Origin of the sequence: Pseudomonas sp. Irchel s3b5 (assembly GCF_900187435.1) — a bacterium.
Taxonomy (GTDB): Bacteria; Pseudomonadota; Gammaproteobacteria; order Pseudomonadales; family Pseudomonadaceae; genus Aquipseudomonas.
Genome location: NZ_FYDY01000001.1, coordinates 307,193 through 331,619 on the forward strand (window position 1 = coordinate 307,193; position 24,427 = coordinate 331,619).

19 protein-coding genes are annotated in these 24,427 nt (G+C 61.1%); 15 read left to right on the plus strand and 4 right to left on the minus strand.

Annotated elements, in window-relative coordinates; all coding sequences use genetic code 11:
• Positions 1–171: 171 nt before the first annotated feature.
• Positions 172–903, minus strand: coding sequence for a class II aldolase/adducin family protein (locus CKW15_RS01305; protein ID WP_095057700.1), 732 nt, complete (start codon positions 901–903; stop codon positions 172–174).
• A 15-nt stretch (positions 904–918) separates the two neighbouring features.
• On the minus strand, positions 919–1,983 hold the full coding sequence (locus CKW15_RS01310; protein WP_095151356.1) for an ABC transporter substrate-binding protein: 1,065 nt from the start codon (positions 1,981–1,983) through the stop codon (positions 919–921).
• Positions 1,984–2,746: 763 nt separating this feature from the next.
• Here CKW15_RS01310 and CKW15_RS01315 point away from each other — a divergent pair.
• The 14 genes from CKW15_RS01315 (at position 2,747) to CKW15_RS01380 (ending at position 21,731) form a co-directional block, all read left to right on the plus strand.
• A complete protein-coding gene (locus CKW15_RS01315; protein WP_095151357.1) occupies positions 2,747–4,015 on the plus strand; it encodes an acyl-CoA dehydrogenase family protein in 1,269 nt (422 codons plus the stop codon).
• A 184-nt stretch (positions 4,016–4,199) separates the two neighbouring features.
• Positions 4,200–5,981: an ABC transporter ATP-binding protein gene (locus CKW15_RS01320; protein WP_095151358.1), complete on the plus strand. Its 1,782-nt coding sequence runs from the start codon at positions 4,200–4,202 to the stop codon at positions 5,979–5,981.
• A complete protein-coding gene (locus CKW15_RS01325; RefSeq protein WP_095151359.1) occupies positions 5,974–7,842 on the plus strand; it encodes an ABC transporter ATP-binding protein in 1,869 nt (622 codons plus the stop codon). Before CKW15_RS01320 ends, CKW15_RS01325 begins: the two co-directional genes overlap by 8 nt.
• Before the next feature lie 473 nt (positions 7,843–8,315).
• On the plus strand, positions 8,316–9,476 hold the full coding sequence (locus tag CKW15_RS01330) for an LLM class flavin-dependent oxidoreductase (protein WP_095151360.1): 1,161 nt from the start codon (positions 8,316–8,318) through the stop codon (positions 9,474–9,476).
• 20 nt (positions 9,477–9,496) lie between these two features.
• Positions 9,497–10,549 (plus strand): ABC transporter substrate-binding protein, encoded by a 1,053-nt coding sequence (locus CKW15_RS01335; RefSeq protein WP_095151361.1) that lies wholly within the window; start codon positions 9,497–9,499, stop codon positions 10,547–10,549.
• Positions 10,550–10,585: 36 nt separating this feature from the next.
• Entirely contained in the window at positions 10,586–11,644 is a 1,059-nt protein-coding gene (locus CKW15_RS01340) for an ABC transporter substrate-binding protein (protein WP_095057693.1), read from the plus strand.
• A 374-nt stretch (positions 11,645–12,018) separates the two neighbouring features.
• Entirely contained in the window at positions 12,019–14,286 is a 2,268-nt protein-coding gene (locus CKW15_RS01345) for a TonB-dependent receptor (protein ID WP_095151362.1), read from the plus strand.
• A 317-nt stretch (positions 14,287–14,603) separates the two neighbouring features.
• Positions 14,604–17,066, plus strand: coding sequence for a TonB-dependent siderophore receptor (locus CKW15_RS01350; protein WP_095151363.1), 2,463 nt, complete (start codon positions 14,604–14,606; stop codon positions 17,064–17,066).
• Between the two features lie 258 nt (positions 17,067–17,324).
• Complete coding sequence (locus CKW15_RS01355) at positions 17,325–18,086, plus strand: ABC transporter permease (RefSeq protein WP_095151364.1); 762 nt, start codon at positions 17,325–17,327, stop codon at positions 18,084–18,086.
• A gap of 9 nt (positions 18,087–18,095) precedes the next feature.
• Entirely contained in the window at positions 18,096–18,857 is a 762-nt protein-coding gene (locus CKW15_RS01360) for an ABC transporter permease (protein WP_095151365.1), read from the plus strand.
• 11 nt (positions 18,858–18,868) lie between these two features.
• Positions 18,869–19,663, plus strand: a complete 795-nt coding sequence (locus CKW15_RS01365; protein WP_095151366.1) for an ABC transporter ATP-binding protein — start codon at positions 18,869–18,871, stop codon at positions 19,661–19,663.
• Between the two features lie 57 nt (positions 19,664–19,720).
• Positions 19,721–20,533 carry an energy transducer TonB gene (locus tag CKW15_RS01370; RefSeq protein ID WP_095151367.1) on the plus strand — a complete coding sequence of 271 codons (813 nt, stop codon included), beginning with the start codon at positions 19,721–19,723 and terminating at the stop codon, positions 20,531–20,533.
• A 72-nt stretch (positions 20,534–20,605) separates the two neighbouring features.
• Positions 20,606–21,328, plus strand: a complete 723-nt coding sequence (locus CKW15_RS01375) for a MotA/TolQ/ExbB proton channel family protein (protein WP_095151368.1) — start codon at positions 20,606–20,608, stop codon at positions 21,326–21,328.
• Position 21,329: 1 nt separating this feature from the next.
• Positions 21,330–21,731, plus strand: coding sequence for a biopolymer transporter ExbD (locus tag CKW15_RS01380; protein ID WP_095057685.1), 402 nt, complete (start codon positions 21,330–21,332; stop codon positions 21,729–21,731).
• Positions 21,732–21,871: 140 nt separating this feature from the next.
• Here the strand turns inward: CKW15_RS01380 and hpaC are convergent, their stop codons facing one another.
• A complete protein-coding gene (gene hpaC, locus CKW15_RS01385; protein ID WP_095057684.1) occupies positions 21,872–22,384 on the minus strand; it encodes a 4-hydroxyphenylacetate 3-monooxygenase, reductase component in 513 nt (170 codons plus the stop codon).
• A 260-nt stretch (positions 22,385–22,644) separates the two neighbouring features.
• Here hpaC and CKW15_RS01390 point away from each other — a divergent pair, with 260 nt between their 5' ends.
• Positions 22,645–23,274, plus strand: coding sequence for a response regulator transcription factor (locus CKW15_RS01390; RefSeq protein ID WP_095151369.1), 630 nt, complete (start codon positions 22,645–22,647; stop codon positions 23,272–23,274).
• Positions 23,275–23,367: 93 nt separating this feature from the next.
• Here the strand turns inward: CKW15_RS01390 and feaR are convergent, their stop codons facing one another.
• Positions 23,368–24,288 carry a transcriptional regulator FeaR gene (gene feaR / locus CKW15_RS01395; RefSeq protein ID WP_095056729.1) on the minus strand — a complete coding sequence of 307 codons (921 nt, stop codon included), beginning with the start codon at positions 24,286–24,288 and terminating at the stop codon, positions 23,368–23,370.
• Between the last annotated feature and the right edge of the window lie 139 nt (positions 24,289–24,427).

Genomic DNA, 24,427 nt, shown 5'->3' on the forward strand with positions numbered 1-24,427 from the left:
GCCGGCTCCTACAGTTCAATCGCGTAAACCCGATGCATCGCTACAAACCCGATCCCTGCAGGAGCCGGCAAGCCAGCCCCCCACAGTTCAATCGCGTAAACCCGATGCATCGTACAAACCCAATCCTTGTAGGAGCCGGCTTGCTGGCGATGGGGCCATCCAATTCCGGGTTCAAGTGCGGCGGTCGATCGCTGGCACCAGGCCCAGTTCGGTAGCGTGTTCGTACAGGCCGCTCATTTTCCATTGCTGGGTCAGAACGCCCGGACCATAGGGACGGGAACCGCCCACGGCATCGGCGAGCAATTGCAGTTGCGCGCCCTCTTCCAGCAACAGGATGAATTCGGCGGTGGCGCGCAAGCCTTGCTTGCCCCACACGGTGGAGCCGCCGTTGGCTTCAAGAATCGCCAGGTTGAAGGGGTTCTCGGCAATCTTGTCGAGGATGAAATCGACTTCCGGCTGACGACGGTCGATGTACACCGGCAGCTCCCGGGCGAGCTGGTAACGCTGCACCGGCACGTAGTGAAATGGCAGGGTGCGATGGGTCTGCGCCCACGCGCCGAGGTACGGCGAATGCACATGGGACACCGTGGTGATGTCAGCATGCTGCTGGAACAGTTTGGTGTAGCGACCAAAACCGCCCTTGCCTTTGCCGTAGATCACCTTGCCTTCAAAATCGGTGACCGTCGCTTGCAGCGGTTTGCGGTAATTCCATGGACCGCCGTAGTTGACCGACACCAGCAGCTCCTGGCCCGGTACACGTTCGATGAAACCGACGGTGCCATTGGCAGTGATGGTGTTGGTTTCACGGAATACGGTGAAGGCTTCCTCAGCCTCGATCAGCACCTTGTCGATAAAGTTCTTCAGTTCTTCGCTGATCAATTGTTCGTTGATAAGTACGGTCATGGCAGATCTCCAGATTCAGGCGCGGCGCTTGGCCAACAGTTCATGGGCGGCTTGCAATGGACGCGGATCAACCCAGTCGGCGATGGAAAAATCGCGTTCCAGGAAGCCGTGCAGATAAAGAAAGTCTTTCTGGGTATCGAGAAACTCCAGTCGCTGCGAGGACAGATCCGGTGCCAGCGTGGTGTGGAAATCGCCACGATAGGCCTCGGCGACTCCGGCGCTGCCGGCGCGGGTTTCCTCCTCGAGAATCGCGTTCAGTGCCTCGCGGTTATTGGCAGCCCAGTCAGCGGCGTTGAGGGTTTGCGCGAGAAAACGCACCACCAGGTCGAAATGGTTGTCGAGCAGGCTTTGGTGGACGGTGATCGGGCGCGGCGTGCCGTTGTTGATGCGATAGCGCGGCTCGGCGATCAGATCCAGGTCGATACCCACCACCAGCCCGAGACGCCGCGCGGCGTCGGCGGCGGAAGCGCCTTTGACGTAGACCGCATCCACCTCACCGCGAACCAGGTAATCGAGGCCCGACCACAGACGCTGCAACCCTTCCTGCGGATTGGCCGCACGCTCCTGGTCCTGCAGGGCGACTTCCACCAGATCGACATCATCGAACCCCAGCCCGGCCAGGCTCAGCGCGCCTTTGTAGCCGTGCAGGCTCATGGCCCGAGCGATGCTCCCAGGACGGGTTTCACCCCAGGCGGGAAGCGCCAGTCGCTTGCCTTTGAGGTCCTGCGGACGGCGGATGCCGGAGTCCGGGCGAACCAGGATGGTTTGCCATTCTTCGATCCAGGTCAGGCCGATCAAGCGACTTGGCGCACCGGCCGCCCGTGCCGCCCGTGCCGCCAATGCCGGTACGTTTCCGCCTTCGCGAAACAACCCCGGCAGTTCGTGATCGTAGTGGTGATGACCCAGTTGACGGGCCTCCTGCAAGGTCGAAACCGGCAGGCCATCGGCGGCGAATTCGTCGCTGAGCCAACCGAGTTTGTAGGCGATTCCGGAGGCCGTCGGCACCGGGCAACGGGTGAACCAGATCTGGTCCAGATCGGTCTGGGTATCGGGTCGGGGTTGTTTGGCAGCAAGCGTCATGGGCAGCTCCATCGGGTTGGGCAAGTCAGTCGCGGTGACTGTTGCCAGAGCTATTGCAGTGCCCGTGCCAAAAGCTGAAACCCCCGTTTTAAAAGGCCTTCAGGCCTTCGCACGCCAATGCCGACCTCTCAATTGCTGGCCTGCCAGCAGCGTTGCGCAGCGACTGTTGCTTCTCGTGCAATCGGCGCAATCGCGCTGCTTCTCCAGCAGCACACGACACCCCTTCGCCACTCCTGCCCCTCCGCCTGGCTCGCTTTCAAGCCCTTGGCGCAGAACTTGCTCAAGCCCCTATCAACATCCGAAAAACCTGTAGGAGCTGGCTTGCCAGCGATTGGCCTTCGAACCTTGCGCCGCATTCAAGGACGCCATCGCCGGCAAGCCGGCTCCTACAAAGGGAATTTGAAAACACCGAAAAACCTGTAGGAGCTGGCTTGCCAGCGATTGGCCTTTGAACCTTGCGCCGTATGCAAGGACGCCATCGCCGGCAAGCCGGCTCCTACAAGGGGAATTTGAAACACCGCAAAACCTGTAGGAGCTGGCTTGCCAGCGATTGGCCTTCGGACCTTGCACCGTATGCAAGGACGCCATCGCCAGCAAGCCGGCTCCTACAAGGGGAATTTGAAAACACCGACAACCCTGTAGGAGCTGGCTTGCCAGCGATTGGCCTTCGAACCTTGCGCCGCACTCAAGGACGCCATCGCCAGCAAGCCGGCTCCTACAAGGGTTTCACATGGGCAGCAGATCAATTATCAGAGGTACACCAATGAGCAATGTTGAACATCATCCCGCCGGCCAACTGACCCAGGAACAGGCCCCTATTCGCCTGCTGCAAAGCGAGGCACAAGCCATCGCCGTGGCCAGAGAAATCGCCCTGGAGATTGCCGAAATCGCCGCCGATGCCAGTCAGAACGGCCAACTGCCCAAGCGTCAGGCACAACTGTTGTCCGAGAGCGGCCTGACCGCCATTGGCGTTCCCAAGATTTTTGGCGGACTCGGTGCTTCGGTGGAAACCATCGTCGAAACCGTGCGCCTCATTTCAGTCGCCGACGGCGGAGTCGGCCAGTTGCTGCAAATCCACAACGTCATGCTGCGGGGGATTTTCACCGGGTATTCCGATGAGATCCGCGACCGGCTGATCCGCGATGTATTGGCCGGCAAACGTTTTGGCAATGCCTTGGCCGAAGTGGGCGGAAAGAACAAGTTCGCGCTCAAGACCCGAGTCGAACGTCGTGCCGACGGCAAGCTGATCCTCAATGGGAGCAAGTTCTACTCCACCGGTTCCTATCTGGCCGAATGGATCTCCCTGACGGCCGCCAGCGACGATGGCGGTGCCGGAGTGCTGCTCAACCGCAATACTCCGGGCCTGACACTGGTTGATGACTGGGAAGCCTTCGGCCAGAAAAACTCGGTCAGCGGCACGGTGATCTTCGACAACATCGAACTTGACGAAGGCTTCGTCTCGCAGCGCAAGGGCCCGATGAAGCGCACCGGCCTGACCTTCCCACAGATTCTCCACGCCGCCATCGACACCGGCATTGCCGAGGGCGCGCTGTCGGCGGCGGTGGAATATCTCAATCACAACGCCCGCCCATGGGTGGAAAGCGGCGTCGATCAGGCCAATCAAGAACCGCACATCATCAAGCAGATCGGCGAGTACGCCGTGGCCTTGCGGGGCGCGCAATCCTTGCTCAGGGACGCGGCACGGGTGTTTGACCAGCACGAACTGGACCCGGACAACAAGGAATTGCAGGACGAACTGATTCTCTCGGTGGCCACTGCCCGCGCCCATTCTGATTCGGCCTCGCTGAAGATCTCCAGCGACATTTTCTCCCTGCTCGGCGCCAGCTCATCACTGACCAAATGGAACCTCGATCGCTTCTGGCGCAACGCCCGGGTCCACACCACCCACGACCCGATCCGCTGGCGCCTGCATCACGTCGGCAACTACTACCTCAATGGTGTCGATCCGGGCGAGTACACCGCAATCCTCAATGCCAAGGAAAAACAGGGCGCCACCAGCCCCGGGCGATGATTTGACCACACCATCGCCAGCAAGCCGGCGCCTACAAGGGAAATTTGAAAACACCGCAAAACCTGTAGGAGCTGGCTTGCCAGCGATGAGGCCTTCGAAGTTTGCGCCGCAATCAAAGACGCCATCGCCAGCAAGCCGGCTCCTACAGGTGCGTGCGGTGCGGCACTTATCACAGAGCAATTACATGATCGAAAAACACCCTCTATTGCGCAGCCTGGCGATTTACCGGGAGATGCCCTGGCGCTTCGCACTGGTAGCGGCGCTGTTCATTGCAGCGAACCTCGGATTGGTCTGGCAGCAATGGCTGATCGGGCACGCGGTGAACGATGTCAGCGCCGGTCGCGCGGTGATCCGGCATGCCGATGGCAGCCTGGATGCCAGCCTCGGCTGGTACTGGCTGTGGCTGATGCTCGCCGTGGCGCTCGGCCGTGGCGTTTTGCAATACGCCGCCAGCGTGTTGTCGCTGGTCCTCAGCCAGGAACTGCTGACGCGTCTGCGCGAACGCATCCTGCAACAGGTACAAACGCTGCACCTGGGTTATCACTGGCAACACGGTATGGGCGAGATGATTACGCGCACCACCCGCGATGCCGACAAGGTTCGCGATGCGCTCATCAGCTTCTGGCGGCAGGTCGTGGAAACGCCACTGGTGGTGCTGGCAGCTGTCGGCCTGCTGGGTTGGTACAACCCGCTACTGGGTCTGGTTCCGTTGCTGCTGACCGTGTTCGGCCTATGGATTTTCGTGCGCCAGACCGAACGACTGGTCAGTCTCGATCGAGCCGTTGGCGAAGCCTATGACCGGGTCAATCAAGACCTCAGCGAGGGCATCAGCGGCGTGCGCGTGATCAAGTCGTTTGGCCTGGAACACAGCCGCAGTCAGCGCTTCGCCGCACAAGTGGCGGTGTTCGCCGACCACGCCCGTCAAGCCCTTGCCTATTCCAGCTCGCGTATCCCCCTGCCCCAGGCAGTCGTTGCATTGGGCCACGTGTGGATTCTGATTTACGGCGCTCATCTGGTGGCAACCGGCCAACTAGGAATCGGTGAATTGGTCACCTCCCTGTTGATCGCCACCACCCTGGTGTTTCGCATCGAAGGTATCGGCCGCGTCATGCAGACATTCGCCGATGCCCGTTCCAGCGCCGAGCGCATCTGGCAACTGTTGGACGAGCCGGCCGCGATTCGAAGCGGTGACAACAGCCTGCCCGATTCGCCGCTGGGGTTGAAACTGGAGCACGTCAGCGTCAGCGCTCCGGGTGGTGGGCTTGAGATTCTGCGTCACTGCTCGCTGACGTTGCAGCCCGGAGAGATCGTCGCTCTGGTGGGTGCGACCGGCACCGGTAAAAGCCTTTTGGCCAGCCTGTTGCCGCGTTTGAGCGATATCAGTTCCGGTCGCTTACTGATCGGTTCGGACAGTGCGGGCTGGCAGGACATTCGTCAGTTGAACCTGGACGAATTGAGACGCCGGGTGCATGTGGTGCCGCAAGAAAGCTTTTTATTTTCCGACACGCTCGCGGCCAACCTGCGCCTGACAGCGCCACACGCCAGCGACCAACAGTTGCGTCACGGCTTGAGCCTGGCGGCTGCTGAAGACGTACTTGAACGTCTGCCCCAAGGTTTGGCCACGCCGCTCGGTGATCGTGGCGTGACGCTTTCTGGAGGTCAGCGCCAGCGCTTGAGCCTGGCCCGAGCGCTGCTCGGCGAGCCGGACATCCTGTGCCTGGATGATGCCACCAGTGCGCTGGATGCAATCAGCGAACGCCAGGTACTGAACAACATTCGCCAGCTGCGCCGTGATCAAGGACGGGCCACCACCTTGTTGGTGATCTCCAGCAAGCTCTCGACCATCCTCTTGGCGGACCGCGTGCTGATGCTCCAGGACGGCCGGATCGCCGCCAGCGGCACCCATGCTGAACTCTTGAAAACCCATCCGGATTACCGCGACCTGCTAGGGATCGATCATGGCTAACCCAATCGCCGGCAAAGCCTTGAGCGATATCGAAATTGAAGAAATGCTGGCCAAAAAAGCCCTCGACCGCAGCATGTTCAGTCGGCTGCTACCGCTGCTGAAACCGATTCGCCGACAGATTGTCGGCGTCATCGGCATCGAGCTGCTGCTGGTATTCACGGTGTTCCTGCGCCCCTGGTTTGTCCGTGAATTGCTCGACCGCGGGCTGATTCAACACAACGATCACTGGTTGCTCGATGAGCGACTCGTACTCTGGCTTGGCCTGGGATTGGCGGCCAGTTGGCTCGGGCGCTTTCTGCTCGCGGGGGTTTCGCAGTTCGTGGCCGGTAGTGCGGCGATCCGGGTTTTGAATGACCTGCGGGTTCGGGTGTTTGCGCATGTCCAGAGCCTGAGCGTCAGCTATTTCGACCGAACCAAGGCCGGACGGATCATTTCCCGTGTCGACCGGGATGTCGATGCCCTAGAACCGTTGCTGATCCAGGGACCACCCGAGTTGCTGGGCGCTTTGCTGCGTTGCGCACTGGCGTCAGTGATGCTGTGGCGAATCGATCCACGGTTCTTTCTGAGCCTCGCCGCCACGGTGCCTTTGCTGGTGCTGGCGACCTGGAGTTTCAAACGCATCTCCCAGCGCAACTGGGCCAAGGTCGCGGAGAACCGCAGCCGCTTCACCGCGCATCTGGTGGAGAGTGTGAGCGGAGCGCGCATGTTGCAGCAGTGTGCCCAGCAAGCCCCGAACCTGCGGCGCTATCGCGGTCTGCTGGATGACTTCAATCAGGCGCTGATCCGCGGCAGCCTGCGGTCCGGCTGGTTCGCACCCTTTACCGCCCTTCTCAGCTCAGCCGGCATGGCAGTACTGTTGCTGGTGGGCGCTTACGGTCTGGCGCAGGCGGATGTGACCGTGGGCCAGATCGCGGAGAGTCTGTTTTATGTCTTCCTGTTCCTCGGGCCATTGCAGGAGCTGTCGGACCTGTTCGAACGCTATGCCACGGGTTCGGCTTCGGCACAGCGAATCTTCCTGTTGCTCGACACGCGTGCGGAAATCAACGACAACGCTACACCGCAGCGCGTGGGCAAAGCTCGAGGTGAAGTGAGTTTTGAACGAGTGCGGTTCAGTTACGATGCCAGCAGTGCGTCGCCGGTGATCAACGATCTTGACCTGCACATTCCTGCCGGTGAGGTGCTGGCGATTGTCGGCCCCTCGGGTCATGGCAAGAGCACGCTGGTGCAGTTGCTCACGCGCTTCTATGAAGTGCAGTCGGGCGCGGTCAGGCTGGATGGCATTGATGTTCGCAACCTGACCCAACATGAACTGCGGCGTAACGTCGGCGTGGTCCTGCAAGACAATGTGTTGTTCAGCGGCAGCATCCTCGACAACCTGCGTCTGGCATCGCCCCATGCCGATGACGCGAGTCTGATTGCCGCAGCCCGGGAACTGGGCGCGGACGAAGTGCTGGAGCGTTTGCCACACCAATACCAGACCGAAGTCGGGCCACTGGGTGGGCACTTGAGTCATGGGCAACGGCAATTGGTCTGCCTGGTGCGCGCCTACCTTGCAGACCCGGCGGTGCTCGTTCTGGACGAAGCGACCTCTGCCGTCGACATCCATACCGAGCGTCGGATCCAGCGAGCGTTTCGCCGACTCTGCGAAGGTCGCACCGCCATCATCATCGCCCATCGCCTGGCCACCATCCGCGATGCCGACCGGATCGCGGTGATTCGTCAGGGCCGCCTGGTTGAACAAGGTCCTCACAGCCAATTGATCGATCAGGGCGGTGCTTATGCGGCGCTGTACCAGACGTACCTTCGCAGTGCCGAAGCCGGTTCGTCCATTGATGAGATCGTCGCCACAGCGTCAGCGTGATTAAGGTCGCCATCGCCAGCAAGCCGGCTCCTACAAAATCGGGTTCACAGCGCGGACTTGTAGGAGCTGGCTTGCCGGCGATGGCGCCCTCAAGATCACACAAAATCCAGCGGCCTCATCGCCAGCAAGCCGGCTCCTACGGGATCGGGTTCACAACGCGGACTTGTAGGAGCTGGCTTGCCAGCGATAGCGCCCTCAAGATCGCATGAATTCCAGCGGCCTCATCGCCAGCAAGCCGGCGCTTACAGATGCACGGGCGATAAACATTGCTTGTTGCACCCTGAACACCCATTGCTGACGGGATGCTGCTACAGCAGCACCGTCGCCTGCCTTCCCTCCCAGATGCCCCGCAAAACGTCCGGCCCTGCTGGCCAGAACCCCGCTTTTCGACCATGGCATGTCCGTTGCAATCACCCCCACAAGACGTCCTCGCACCTGCGCGAGGCAACGGGTAATTGAATCAGGAGCATCCCATGAGCACTGAATTTTTCTGGCGCCTGCCGCTGGGCACCGATGGTCCGCAACTGACCACCGACAAACACAACCGCGGCAACCCGCACTATCGCCCCGGCAACATCGCACCCGGGCGCCTGCCAAACGGTGAACCGGATGACTTCACCTACATCGATTACATCGCCCAAGTCGCCAAGGCCGCCGAACTGGCCGGTTTCGAAGGCGCCTTGTTGCCTACCGGCCCCGAGCCATGGATCGCCGCAGCCGCCCTCGCCCGGGAAACCCGACGCATCAAATTCCTGATCGCGTTCCAGGCCACCTGGACCTTGCCGGCCTATGCCGCGCAACAAGCGGCTATCTTGCAGAACCTCAGTCGCGGTCGCCTGGAGTGGAACATCATCACCGGTGGCAACCCCGCCAGTCAGCGGGCCAATGGCGATTTCCTCGAGCATGACCTGCGCTACAAACGTACCGGCGAATTCCTCGACATCATCCAGGGGCTTTGGCAGAACGAGCGTTTCTCCTACGACGGCGATATCTATCAGCTGGAGAACGGCGCCCTGCCCCACGGTCTGCAAAATGAGCGCAAACCCGGGGTGTATTTTTCCGGTTTCTCCGACGCAGCCCTCGACGTGGCCGCCAAACATGCCGACGTCTACCTGAACTGGGCCGAGCCCATCGACAAGCTCAAGCCGCACATCGAACGCGTGCGTGAACTGGCAGATAAACAGGGTCGCAGCGTGCGCTTCGGCCTGCGGGTAGACCTGTTCGCCCGGGAAACCGAAGAGTTGGCGTGGAAAGATTTGCGTCGCCAGTTCGACAGGCTCGAAGGCAAGAGCAGCGCGGTGGCCAAGGGTTTCACCAGTGGATCCGATTCGGTCGGTGGCGCACGCCAGACCGCCTACCACCAGAACATCGACCGCTTCGACGACCTGATCATCGGCCCGAACCTGTGGGCCGGATTCGCCAAGGCCAAACCGGGTCCGACCGTGGGTCTGGTGGGCAGCCACGAGAACATCGCCGAACGCCTGGTGGAATACCGCGACGCCGGTTTCTCGACCTTTATCCTCGCCGGCAACCCCCACCTGGAAGAAGCCCTGCGTATCGGCCAGGAAGTCCTGCCGCTGGTGCACCAACGCCCTGCCGTGCAACCGACCAGCCAATTGAAAGCCAGCGCCTGAGCGCTGCGGGAGAAACACTGATGACTCAACCCCTCGACACGCTGTGGTACACCCGTTGCCCGGTCCCTACCGGGCTGGGCATTGCCGTGCAAAAAGGCTGGCTGCAAGACACCGTCGGCGCGCTGGGCACGCAAGTCCAGTCACTGCGCGAATCCAGCGACCAGGCCGTGCGTGAGTCGCATTTCGACCATACCCTGCGCAACTCGGTACGCCACGGTGGCAACATCCCGGCAATCTGGGCCCGTGCCCAAGGCCGTGAGACGCGGGTCATCGGCCTGTCGTGGGCCGACGAAGTGCAATTGATCCTGACCCGCCCCGACAGCGGCATCAACACCGTCAAGGACCTCAAGGGACGCCGTTTCGGCTTGCCTGACTGGGCCGGCGCGCAGATCGACTTCACCCGTGCCCAGGCCCTGCGCGGCCTGGAAAACGCCCTGAAACTCGAAGGCCTGCAGGTCGGCGATGTGCAACTGGTGAATTTCCAGTACGCCGGCACCTTCAGCGACCCGCAGGTGAGCACCGTCAACGGCACGCCGGTCAGCACCCAACGTGTCGAAGGTCGCAACCTTGAGTTGGTCGGCTTGTTGCGAGGTGAAGTCGACGCGATCTTCCTCAAGGGCGCCAGCGCCGCCCGGCACGCCCATGAATTCGGCCTGCACACGGTCATCGACACCGGCTCGCACCCCGAACCACTGATCCGTAGCAACAACGGCACCCCGCGCACCCTGGCGGTGGACCTGAACCTGCTGGACCAGCATTTCGATGTCGCCACCGGGATTCTCGATTCCGTGCGGCGCGCCGAACACTGGGCCCACAAAAATCCGCAGGACACCCGCCGCTACCTCGCCCACGAAACCAACAGCAGTGAGTATTGGGTCAGCGCCGCGTATGGCGACGACGCTCACCTGCGCCTGCGCACTGAACTGGATGAACAGGCGATCGACGCCTTGCAGGACTTCACCCACTTCCTGCATCGCTGGCGCTTCATCCCGAAAAGCTTCGACGTGCGCGACTGGATCGATCGTCGACCGCTGGATGCGTTGCTGCAAACACCCACCGCACTGGCCGGATAACCCGCCAGGTTTCATGGATTCGAACTGAAGGCCTTTATGAGCAAGCCACTCGATACGCTTTGGTACACCCATAGCCCTGTTCCCACGGGGCTTGGCATCGCCGTGCAGTCCGGTCGACTGGCGGAAGCCTTTCTGCCGTTCGGCACCAACATCCAATCCCTGCGCGAGTCCAGCGAGCGGGAAGTTCGCGAAGCCCATTACGACCATCACCTGAAAAACTCGGTGCGTCATGGCGGCAATATCCCGGCCATCTGGGCCTATGCCAGCGGCGTACAAACCCGGGTACTGGGGCTGTCCTGGAGTGACGAGGTGCAGTTGATCCTGACCACCGAGGAAAGCGGAATCAAGAGCATTCGCGACCTGAAAAACCGTCGTTTCGGCCTGCCGAAATGGGCCAACGTGCAGATTGACTTCACCCGTGCCCAAGCCCTGCGCGGCCTGGAAAACGCCCTTAAGCTCGAAGGCCTGACAGTGGCCGACGTCGAACTGGTGGACTACCCCTATGGCGGGACCTACAGCGACGATCAGAAGCAGCATGTCTATGGTTCGGAAGTCAGCCTGGAAGTCACCCGCGTCAGCAAGCGCAACAATGAGCTGATCGGTTTGCTGCGCGGTGACATCGACGCGATTTTTCTCAAGGGCGCGCATGCGGTGCACCTGGCCCATGAGTTCGGCTTGCAGGTGGTGGTCGATACCGGCTCCCATCCGGACCCGCTGATTCGCTCGAACAACGGCACGCCCCGAACCCTGACCGTGGACACCCATTTGCTGCACGAGCATTTCGACGCCAGCGTGAAAATCGTCGATACCGTGCTGCGCACCGAGCAATGGGCCTGGGCCAATCCGGATGAAACCCGACGCTTCCTGGCCCGTGAACTGAACACCAGTGAGTATTGGGTAGCCGCCGCATACGGTGAAGACGCCCATCGGCGCTTGCGCACCACGCTGGATTCGCGCTCCATCGAAGCGTTGCAGGATTTCACCGATTTCCTGCATCGCTGGGATTTCATCCCGCGACGATTCGATGTGCGCGACTGGATCGATTTCAGCGTGCTGGAAAATGTCATTGGCTCCACTTCCCGCCTGGCGGTTTGAGTGCCTCATCGCCTGTAATACCGCCATCGCCGGCAAGCCGGCTCCTACATGGTTTGCGCACGACCGGTAGGAGCCGGCTTGCTGGCGATGGCGTCCCCACGGCCAATGAATTGCTGGCCAGGCAACACTCTTTCCCGCGACGCCTGCTGCTCCAGCAACACCCACCAAACAACTTTCTGCTGAATACCTGACAGGCTCTTGAACTCGCCCGCTGCCTAACTAAAAAAACGCTGGAAAATCTCCACAAACACAACTTTCAATAACAACATAACCCTTTAAATACAGTCACTTAACAAAATAAAATCACTCGTAAAACCTCTTGGCACGATCTCTGCTCTACCCCTACTAGCGAAACTTTATTGGGGGAAATATAAATGCATAAACTAAATCCGATCACCAAAAGTATCTGGCTTGCATTGCTGCTCGCCGGGGGCGTCAGCGAGGGGTTGCTGGCGGCAGAATCCACTGAAGTGGACAGCCAGAAAACCGCAACCGAGCCTTCGCTCAAGACCGTGACCGTCACCGCCCAACACAAGGAAGAAACCCTGCAGGAAGTGCCGGTGGCCGTCTCCGCGGTACAAGGCACCAGCCTGGTGGCCGACGGCGTGCGCAACATGGGCGACATCACCACTTTCGTGCCCAACGCCTCGGCGAAAAACCCGGACGGCGATGGCCGGCCACGTTGGTACATCCGTGGTCTCGGCACCGGGGATACCGGCGCTGCAACGGTTTTCCCCGTGGGGATCTACGCCGATGACGTCTATCTGAACGCGCCCATTGCCGGCGGTGGGCCGCTGTTCGACCTGGAACGCATCGAAATCCTGCGAGGTCCGCAAGGCACGCTGTACGGCAAGAACACCACGGCCGGTGCGGTGAATGTCATCTCCAAAAAACCGACCTTCGACACGGACGGTTTCGGCACGATTGGATTTGGCACCAAGAACGAACGCATCGTCAGCGGCGCTCTGGGGGGAGCGCTGGTGGATGAGAAACTCGCGGCGCGGGTCTCGTTGTATTCCGAAGAGCGTGACGGCTTCCAGGAGAACCTGGTGGACGACAACACTTACGGCGACGTCAACAAGAAAGCCGTGCGCCTGCAGTTTCTGGCGCAGATAAATGATGATCTTGAGGCGCTGCTGAAGATCCACAGTCGCGAGTACAAAGGTGATGGCAGCAACGGCTCGCTAACCTTGGGCCGTTACTACAATGTGGGCTACGAAAGACCTAGCGGGCGCGATATCGCCATCAACGTGAATGAAGATTCCAAACTCAATCACGACGGCACTTCGCTGACCCTGAACTGGCAATTGGGCGATTACACCCTGACCTCGATCAGTGCCTATGACTACATTCGCGGGCAGTCCACCAGCGACGCCGACTACACACCTTATGAGGTCAACGGCGCGGCGAGTGCCGATAACAAATACGCGCAGTATTCCCAGGAACTGCGCCTGGCCTCGTCGCAGCAGGAAACCCTGCGCTGGTTGCTGGGTGCGCACTACTTCCACGAAGACCTCGACAGCTCCGCACAGCGCATTATCACACCCGGCCCGACGCCTAACGGCACCGGTTCGAATCAGACGCGCGGCGCCACTGCCTTTCGTGACTTGAGCTACGACCACACCACAGACAGTTATGCGTTGTTCGGCAACTTGACCTACGACTTCACCGATAACTTCTCCGTGACCGGCGGCCTGCGCTGGACCCAGGAAAAGAAAGACATCGATCTTGACCTGACCCAACTGACCCGCATCACTGCCAACGGCCCATTGGTGCCGCTGCCCGGTGTCGGTACCAACGGCAATCGTCAGGAGGACAAGACCTGGGAAGCCTGGACCTATGACCTGACGCCGGAATACCGGATCAACGACAACGTGCGGGTGTTCTTCCGGTATGCCCATGGCTTCCGTTCCGGTGGCTTCAATACCGGGCTGTCGACCAGCCTCGCGCAGTTGACCACGGTCGATCCGGAACAGCTCGATGCCTATGAGCTGGGCCTGAAATCCGAATGGTTCGATCATCGCCTGACGGCCAACGCCAACATCTTCTACTACGACTATTCGGACATCCAGGTGAACCTGTTGACGGTCAATAACGGGGTGCTGACCACCGCGTTGACCAACGGCGCCAAGGGCACGGTCAAGGGCGCAGAGCTTGAGCTCGAGGCGCAACCGACGGAATACCTGCACTTGCGTGCGGCGGTGTCCTTCCTCGACACCGAGTACACCGACTTCAAGAACACCAACCCCAACACAGGTGCAGTCACCGGCGACTACAGCGGCAACAGCTTCGTGCGCTCGCCGCGTAACGTGGTGGCGCTGGGTGGCGACTACACCTTCCCGCTGGAGATCGGTGGCAAGCTGGTGGCCGGCGGCGACGTGAGTTTCCGCGACAAGGAATACTTCCTCGCCGATCGCCAAAGCAGCGTCGACAAGACCCTGACTCAACCGCATTACACCCTGGCCAACACCCGCCTGACCTGGTTCAGCCCGGATGAGAAGCTCAGCGTCACCGGTTTCGTCAACAACGTCACCGACCGTCGCTATCAGGTCCATGGCCGTCCAAACGGCACCGTTGGTCAATACGTCATCACCTACGGCGACCCACGCACCGTTGGCCTGAGCGTGACCAGCCGCTTCTGATCCCTGTAGGAGCCGGCTTGCCAGCGATGAAGCCCCCAGCCTTGCATCGCCATGGAGGCCGCCATCGCCAGCAAGCCGGCTCCTACAGAAAACATGTCGATTTCCGGGCCGCCGGTATCCACGCAAAACCCATCGATTTCCGGGCCGCCGGTATCCATTCAAACAATCGATTTCCGGTCCTCCGGAACCACACAAAACCCTGTAGGAGCCGGCTTGCCGGCGATGAGGCCCACAGACCTTGCATCGCTCTGACGGCCGCCATCGCTGGCAAGCCAGCGCCTACAAGGGGTCTTCATACGTCTGGAAGGAATTTACCCATGTTCCATCACACCCCGCTGGCCGGCGCTATCGCGCTGGTCGTTGGCAGCTTTGCCATACCCGTCGTTGCTGCCGAAACCCAACCCGCCGCAAGCAGCGAACACCTGGACACCGTGGTCGTACTCGGCACGCGGCGCAGTGATGTCACCGCTCTGGAAAGCGCCGCACCGATTGATGTGCTCACCAGCAAACAACTTGAAGAAACCGGTGCCAGTGACCTGTCCGGCGCCCTCACCGCCCTGTCGCCTTCGTTCACCTACCCGCAATCGCCGCAAGGTGCATTTGCCGGCTCCATCGCCCAAGGCGCATCGCTGCGCGGCCTGGCTTCCGACCAGGTGTTGGTGCTGGTCAACGGCAAGCGCCGTCATACCAGCGCCAACGTCACTCGCCAAAGCCTGGTGAATGGGCGTGGTGCGGCTGCCGTCGATTTGAGCCTGATCCCCCTGAGTTCAATCCAGCGCGTGGAGATCCTGCGTGACGGCGCGGCGGCCCAGTACGGCTCCGACGCCATCGCCGGGGTGATCAACATCGTGCTCAAGGAGAAAGACGACGGCGGCAACCTCGGCTATCGCTTCGGCGGCTACGACAAGGGCGATGGCATCCAGCGCAAACTCAGTGGCTGGAAAGGCCTGGCCCTGCCCAACGACGGCTTCCTGACCCTGAGTTTCGACGCTGGCAGCCAGGACCCGGCCAGCGACACCAACCCGGACAACCGGATCTTTTATCCCGGTTCCACCAGCATCAACACACCCCGCGAGCAGAACAACCGCTACCGCACCTGGCGCTGGGGCTCGGGCAATGTGTCGGACCAATACAACTTCGCCGCCAACAGTGAAGTCGGCATTGGCGACGGCCTGACCGCCTACGGGTTCGCCACCTACTCGCATAAAAACACCGATGCCGAAGGCTTCTTCGACCCGCCCACGACGCTGCGCAACAACTACGGCAGCACCGCGTTGCAGCGCTACCCGGACGGCCGCCTGCCGGTCACCCGCTACTCGCTCGAAGACTATGCGTTGACCGGTGGCGTACGCTACGAAACCGAACAACTGGGCAAGTTCGACTTCGCCATCAACCATGGCGACAACACCCTGGATTCCACCGACCGCAACGCCATCAACCCCAGCTGGGGCGTCACCAGCCCGGAGAAAATCTACACCGGTGAACGTGAGGCCGATCAGACCAACGTGACCCTGGACTGGGTGCGGGACTTCCCCACCGACCTGTTGTTCAAACCCCTGACCCTCTCCGCCGGCCTGGCCTGGCGCGAGGAGAACTACGAGCTCAGCGCGGGCGAAGCCGCAGGTTGGCAGAACGGGCCGCTGTTCAACACCGTCGACCCGATCACCCGTCGCCGCATTCCGGGTTACTACTCGGGCATTACCCAGGTCGACGCCGCGTCACTGGACCGCAATGTACTGGGCGCCTACGTCGATATCGAAGGTCAGGTCACCGAGAAATTCCAGGCCGGCGTCGCGGTGCGTACCGAGCACTACTCGGACTTCGGCGACACCACCAACGGCAAACTGTCGCTGCGATATGACTTCACCCCGCAGATTGCCGCCAGGGCCACTGCCAGCACCGGCTATCGCGCGCCGTCACTGGTGCAGAGCGGCTTGTCCTCGTTCAGCGTGCAGGTGGTCGAGCAACCGCCCGGCAGTGGCAATTACGTCGAGGTGCAGCAACGCACGCTGCGCGCCGACAGCCCGGAAGCCGCGATGTTGGGCGGTACCTCGCTGAAGCCGGAAGAGTCCACCAGCTACTCGCTGGGCCTGGTCTGGCGCCCGCTGGCCAACGCGTCGGTGACGCTGGATGCCTACCGTATCGATATCGACAACCGCATCACCCTGTCCGACCAGTTGCCCGCATCGGTGGTCTCGCCGATTTTCGCCGGCACGCCTTACTCGAACATTCAGAGTGCCGCGTTCTACACCAACGTCGCCGACACCCGCACCGATGGTGTCGAACTGGCCGGCAACTATCAGCTGGACTTGCAGCAATTCGGACGCCTGAACCTCAACGCCGGCGTGAGCCAGAACAACACCAAAATCACCGCACTGCGTGATGTCGGCAACATCAAGGGCTCGCAGATTGTCGGGCGCACTACCCAGGGCCTGATCGAAGACGGCACACCAGACTCCAAATTGATCCTCAGTGCCAACTGGCTGTATGAGGGTTGGGGCATAACCGTGGCTCAGCGCCGGTATGGCGAATGGAAAAGCCTCAACGCCACCAATCCGAACCTGGACCAGACCTATAGCCCGCAATGGGTAACCGACCTGGACCTGTCCTACACCTTCAACAAAAACCTGAAGGTTTCGCTGGGCGCGATCAACCTGTTCGACACCCACCCGGACAAGGCTGACGGTACGCAGTTGTACGGCGTACCGAAGTACTCGATCACCAGCCCTGAGGGTGCCCAGGGCGCGTTCTACTACACCAGCGTCAGTTACGACTTCTGACGAAACTGCTGGCGAGGTGTTGCTGGGGCAGCAACGACTGCTGATGAAGCACCATTGCCATTGTAGGAGCCGGCTTGCTGGCGATGGCGGACCGCACGATTGGTGGTGTTTGCACCGCAGCTATCGCCAGCAAGCCGGCTCCTACAGGGGGTGTTATCGCCAGCAAGCCGGTTCCGGGAGGGGGGGGGTGCATGATTCGTCGCGACTGGCACAGCTCTTGCGATACCCCTTCGGTACTTCGCCGAAATAAGACCTGCCATGCGTACCCAACGTCTGTTGTCCTCACTGACCTGGCTCATCTCCCCTGCTGCCCTGCTGTTGCTGTGGGCAGTGGTGGCCGAGGCCGGAATTTTCCCGCGCAACCTGCTGGTCCCTCCTGCACAGGTATGGCAAACCTTCGAAGACCTGTCGGCCAGCGGTGAGTTGCTCGAACACCTGCTCAACAGCCTGTCGCGCCTTGGACTGGGATTCGCTATCGGCTCGTTGTCAGGCCTGGCTTTCGGGGTGCTGATGGCCCTCTCGAAAAACGTCGAGAACTACTGCTCGCCGTTGTTCCATACCCTGCGCCAGATTCCCAGCATCGCCTTGATCCCAATGTTCGTGCTGCTGTTCGGTATCGATGAAACCTTCAAGATCATCATCGTTGCCAAAACCGCCTTCTTCCCGGTGGCACTAGCTGCCAGCGAAGGCGTCAAAGCCATTCCGCGCAGCTACTTCGAGGTGGCTGACGTGTATCGACTGCGCTGGCCGACGTTCGTCCGCGAGATTGCCTTGCCTGCCGCCGCACCACCGATCATCACCGGATTCCGTATCAGCCTCACCCGTGCCTGGGTGGTGTTGGTGGCCACCGAGTTGCTCGCCGCCGACAGTGGCCTGGGGCAGATGATTGAAATGAGCCGGCAAATGCTACGCATCGATGTGGTGATGGTCGGTGTGGTCGTTACGGGTGTGATCGGCTTCGTACTCGACTTCAGTTTTCGTCAACTCGAACAGCGGATGTTCCGCTGGCAGACTCGCTAGGAGCCGCTGATGTCTCGACTACTTGCCAATTCCCGCGGCTTGCTGCTGCCCCTGTTGTTGATCGGCGCCTGGGAGTATCTGTCACGCCAGGGCGCCGCCGGGGCTTACGCCTTTGTCCCGTTGTCAGCCATTGGCTCGGCCTTGATCGAACTGCTGGCCAATGGCGAGTTGTTGGTCAATCTGTTGGCCAGCCTGGCTCGCACCAGCACCGGTCTGGCCCTGGGCATCTTCTTCGGCGTGTTGCTGGGGGTGCTGATGGCGCTGTCAGCAGTGGCCAATCGGTTGATCGGGCCATTGTTCCATTCAATCCGCCAGGTGCCGATGCTCGGCTGGATTCCGCTGATCGCCATGTGGTTCGGCAACGGCGAGTTCTCCAAGGTGTTGATCGTCAGTCTTGCCGCGTTCTACCCCATGGTCCTCAACACCTATCAGGGCTTCAGCCATGTCGAGGTGCGATACCGCGAAGTCGGTCAGGTGCTGGTGCTGACCCGCTGGCAGCGCTTGCGTCATGTGCTGTTGCCCGCAGCGCTGCCAAGCATTGCCACCGGTGTACTGCAAGCCCTTGCGTTTGCCTGGGTCACCGCCGTGGGCAGCGAATTGTTCCTGTCCTCCGGCGCTGGCCTGGGCAACCTGATGATGAACGCAGAAGCCGGTTCACGCATGGAAGTCATTGTCCTCAGCGTGTTGTGCATCGGGCTGTGCGGTTACCTGATGACCCTGCTATTCACCCTCCTGAGCCGCCAATTGCTGCGCTGGCGCAACATTCGTTGAAAGGCCACTCCATGAACGCTATTGCCCAACATGCCCCGCTACACAGCTCTTCCTTGCAGTCCGGTGCGCTGCAGATCCGCGGCCTGAGCAAGGCTTACCGGATCGAAGGCAAGCCTCTGCCGGTGCTTGAAAACATCAACCTCGACGTGCGTCCCGGCGAGTTCGTCAGCATCGTCGGCGCCAGCGGTTGCGGCAAATCCACCCTGCTGCGTCTGATCGTCGGGCTGGAAGCCGACTATGCAGGCGACATGCTGCTCGACGGCAAACGGGTCGTGGCCACCAGCCTGGAGCGTGGCATCGTGTTTCAGGATCACCGCTTGTTTCCGTGGATGACCCTGAGCCAGAACATCGCCCTGGCGTTGAAAAACCATCCGCTGTCGCCTGCGGAAAAAAACCGGCTGGTGGCGGAACACATTGCGCTGGTGAATCTGGAAGGCTTTGAAAACGCCTACCCGCACCAGCTCTCCGGCGGCATGGCGCAACGCGCAGCCATTGCCCGCGCGTTGATCAACAAACCGAAAGTATTGCTGCTCGACGAACCGCTCGGCGCGCTCGATGCGTTGACCCGGATACGCCTGCAACACGAGTTGCAACGCATCTGGGTGCAGCAACGCTGCACCGTGATCATGGTCACCCACGACATCGAAGAAGCGCTGTACCTGGGTGACCGGGTGATCGTCATGGACGCCCACCCGGGACGGATCAAGCACGAAATCAGGGTTGACCTGCCCCATCCGCGGGATCGCGCTTCAACTGTGCTGCAAGGCTACAAGGAACAACTGCTGGAAGAACTGGTGGGGCATTAAGCACCGGACCGGTCCGTTGCAGCATGGAAAATACTGAAGATGCACAGGAGTAAACACATGGGCAATGTCCAAAGCCCCGCCAGTCTGCCGCAGGTATTCCAGGGTCCGGCCCTGGGTGAACTGCTGAACCTTGGCCGGGTATTTCGCGAGCCCCTGGCACTGTCACGCCTGCAACGCGCCCCGAAACGCGTGTTGCGTCGTCGGGAAGCGGTCCTGTTGGGGGCGCTGGCGCTGGTGCTGCATGGCGCGGTGATTGTCTGGGTCAACCAGGCGCCGCCGCTGGTCCTGCCGGTGGTGCCACCGGAAATACCGCCGATGACCATTGAATTTTCGCAACCGGCACCGCCCGTGGTGCAACCGCCCCCCCCCCAGCCGGCACCGCAACCGGTGGTCGAGCCGCCACCGCCGGTGGAAGATGAACTGGCCGTCAAACCGCCACCGCCCAAGCCGATCCCCAAGCCCAAGCCGGTGGTCAAACCCGCGCCCAAGCCGGTTGCCAAACCCGTCACGCCGCAGCCTCCCGCGCCTGTTGCACCACCACCGGTGGCCGCAGCGCCCGCACCCGCGGCGCCGCGTGCACCACAGCCCGTCACCCCGGCGTCGGCCAACGCCGGTTACCTGCACAACCCGGCACCGGAATATCCATCGCAGGCAATGCGTCGCGGTTGGGAAGGCACGGTGGTGTTGCGTGTGCATGTGTTGGCCAGCGGCAAGCCCGGTGAAATCCAGCTGCAGAAAAGCAGTGGCCGCGACTCGCTCGACACCGCCGCACTGGCCGCCGTGAAGCGCTGGAGTTTTGTGCCGGCCAAACAAGGCGACGTCGCCCAGGACGGTTGGGTCAGCGTGCCCATCGACTTCAAGATCAAGTAGCCCAGGCAGCCGCGGGCCACCCCACAAAAGGAGCACCGCCACTCAAGCAACCGATATCAGAGAACACCGACCATGAACCTGCTCAGCTCGCCTTTTGAATCTATCGAACACGCCGTGATCTGGCTGTTGATCCTCTTCTCCATCGCCACTTGGGGCCTTGCGTTGCTCAAAGGGCTGCAGTTTGTGCGCCTGAAGGCCCAGGATCGAAAATTCCACAAGCAATTCTGGGCGGCATCAAGCCTCGAGTCGGCAGCCGAGTACGCCAACAACCTGCCCGGCGCCGCGGCCCGCGTGGCCTTGGCCGGCTACAACGCCATCCAGTTCAGCGACGGCCCAGGCGCCGATCTGAGCCAGTCGATCAATCATCAGGACCGCCTTGAGCGCGCCTTGCGCCAGCAGATCGTGCGCGAGCGGCGCTCACTGGAAACCGGGCTGGCCATTCTCGCCAGCATCGGCAGCACCTCGCCCTTTATCGGCCTGTTCGGCACCGTTTGGGGAATCATGTCGGCGTTGAAAGGCATCAGTGCCGCGGGCTCGGCCAGCCTCGAAACCGTGGCCGGCCCGATCGGCGCCGCGCTGGTCGCGACCGGCGTGGGGATCGCCGTCGCCGTACCGGCCGTGCTGGTCTACAACTACTTTTTGCGTCGCCTGAAGTTGGCGGCGGCGGACCTGGACGACTTCGCCCATGACTTCTATAGCCTGGCGCAGAAACACGCCTTTCGCGTGTTGCTAAGCCCTGTGGCGGGCAAGTCCGGTGCCAGCAATGCTGGTCAGAAAGTCAAGGAGGCATCCTGAGATGGCGTTTTCTACCCAGGACAATGACGAGGTGCTCAGCGAAATCAACGTCACGCCGCTGGTGGACGTGATGTTGGTGCTGTTGGTGGTGTTCATCGTCACCGCGCCACTGCTGACCAATGCGATACCGATCAACCTGCCGAAAACCGAGTCGGTGGCGCCGGTCGAGCAAAAGGACCCGTTGGTGGTGAGCATCGATGACAAAGGCAAGTTGTTCATCAACAAGGACGAAGTGCAGCCTGACCTGCTTGAGACCAGCCTCAAGGCCGCCAAGGCCAAAGACGCCGAGGTCCGCGTGCAGTTGCAGGCTGACAACGGGGTGAACTATGGCGAAGTCGCACGGGCGATGGCGTCCATCGAACGCGCGGGCATCACCAAGTTGTCGGTAATCACCGCAAAGTAACTGACCGCGGCCAAGGGCCTCATCGCCGGCAAGCCAGCTTCCACAGGATTCGGCGTGTACCCGTCCTCCGCCATCCACACATCCCTTGCAGGAGCCGGCTTGCCGGCGATGGCGGTTTCAAGCGCTGGAGGCTGCCGGGTTCAGCAATGTGCTCCGGCATGCTCAACGCGATGAAACAACCGGTTGAAATACACCAGGCTGTCACGCGGTTCGCGCACGCCCACTTTCGTCAATTCCACAAACATCACCGAATGCGAACCCACTTCCTTGCACTCGCTGATGCGCCCTTCGAGCTGCACCAGAGCATCACGCAGCACCGGCACATCGGCGGCGCCGTCGTCCCACAGGTCCCAGGCGAAGCGTTCGTCCATCGGCACTTTGGTCATGCCGGCGAAATGACGCGCCAGCTCTTCCTGCTCGCCACACAGCACGTTGATGCACAGGTGGCCGTTGGTGCGGAACACGTCGTGGGTGGCGCTGTTGCGGTTGACGCACACCAGCACGGTGGGCGGCGAGTCGGTCACCGAGCACACGGCGCTGGCGGTGATGCCGCAACGACCGCCAGGGCCGTTGGTGGTGATGATGTTCACCGCAGCAGGCAGCTGCGCCATGGCGTTGCGAAAGTCGATTTGCTGCTGGCTCAGGTCGGCCATGTCGATGCCCCTTCCTTCAGGAGGACCGCTGTCTTGCGGCCCGTAGGTGATGGAACAAGACTAAGGCTGCGGACGCGGCGCAACTATTCTGACGATCCCCATGGTGAGGTTGGGTTTCCGCTAGTCGACTAGGTGGTTTCTTTATCGCAAGGGCCGGCCACAGTGGGTATTCTGCAGACTGGCTACAGAAAGTTGAGCCAATGCGTGCCGCACGCTCGCGTGCGAAAACAATAATTAGAAAAACATACGTGGCAGCCCCGATGGAAACCCGTAAACCGATTGTTTATATCGTTGACGACGACAAAGACCTGCGCACTTCCCTGGCGTGGTTGCTGGAGTCTGTCAGTGTGCAGGCGCAATGCTTTGCCGGCGCCGAAGAGTTCCTCAGCCAATACGACCCCAAGCAGCCCGCCTGCCTGGTGCTCGACGTGCGCATGCCGGAAACCAGCGGCTTTCAGTTGCAGGAAATCCTCAACCAGCGCGGCAGCACCTTGCCGACCATTTTCGTGTCTGCCCATGGCGACATTCCGATGTCGGTCGCGGCGATGAAAAACGGCGCGCTGGATTTCGTCGAGAAGCCCTACAACCCGCAGCAGATGATCGACCGCATCCAGGCCGCGCTGAAGACCGCCGTGCACGCCCAGGCGGATCAGCAACAGCGTCAGAACCTGCAAGGCAAGCTGGCGCTATTGACCAGCCGTGAGCGTGAAGTGTTGATGCTGGTGATCGATGGCAAGGCGAGCAAGGTGATTGCCCGCGAGCTGAACATCAGCGTGAAGACCGTTGACGTGCACCGCACCAAGATCAAGGAAAAGATGGGCGTGAGCAGCATCGCCATGCTGGTGCGCGAAGTGCTGCATTTGCCGGTGGATGAACCGGCGCGGCATTGAGGGATTTGTGGCGGCCGTGAGGCCGCCATCGCTAGCAAGCTAGCTCCTACAGTGGTTTTGTGTTCGCTAGAGGTCCCTGTAGGAGCTGCGGTGTCAGATCTGACTGTAGCGCTTGCGATAAGCGCCCGGAGACACGCCGAAGCGCGATTTGAAGGCCGATGAGAAGTAGCTCGAATCCGAAAACCCCCACGCATAACACAACGCCGAAAGCTTCTGCTCGACATCGGCGCGGCGCAGGTTTTCGGCGCAGAAATCCAGGCGGCGGTGCTTGATGTATTGCGCCACCACCAACCCGCGCTTGGAGAACATCCGGTACAGGCCGCGCACCGATATCCCCACTTCACGGGCGATCAGCTCAGGGCACAGTTCTTCGTCGCTCAGGTGCGCATCGATGAAGGCGATGATCTTGCGAAATTGCCGCTCATGGGCGTCGGCACCGCAGTCACGGGAGCTGATGCCCGGCAGCAACAGGCTGGCGAGCGCATCGAGTACCGCTTCGCTTTCCTGCATGTCCAGGCCTTCCTGCTGGCGGGTGTCCAGCACCAGCTTGTTGGCCATGGCCGCCAAGGGAGTATTGGCCGCGATGCGCGTGGCGCAATTGACCGCATTGAAATGCGACCCACGCTCGACCACCTGGCGCGGCAAAATCAATGACAGCTGCCGGCAATCGTCGTTGTAGATCATGTCGCTCGGGCGGCTGGCGTCGATCAGGGCGATGTCGCCGCAGCCCAGTTGCGTGCGGTTGTCGCCCTGCTCCAGGTGCGAGCTGCCGCGCAACTGGAACACCGCGTAATAGTGGCCGTCGCTGCTAGTGCTGACGTCCTTGCTGGTGCGATACAAATGCACGTGCGCCATGTCGACCACACTCAGGTTGATCGCACCGCTGCGAAACTCCGCCAGTTCGCCATAGAAATCAGTATCCAGCGCCCGGGCATCGAAACGCCCACAGGCCTGGTTCACCTGGCTCAACCAACTTTCGAACGCCTCGTTGCGCACCGTCGATGCTGTAATCATGTCCGCAAAGCCTCACGTTTTTGTTGTTATTTTTCGACCGCTTCATCGAGCGGTTCGTCAAAACGGTTATTTCTGTAGCCATCTCCTCCCTCGACGGCCGCCGGGCGCCCATTCAACAGGCTCCGGCCCAAGCTCTCCA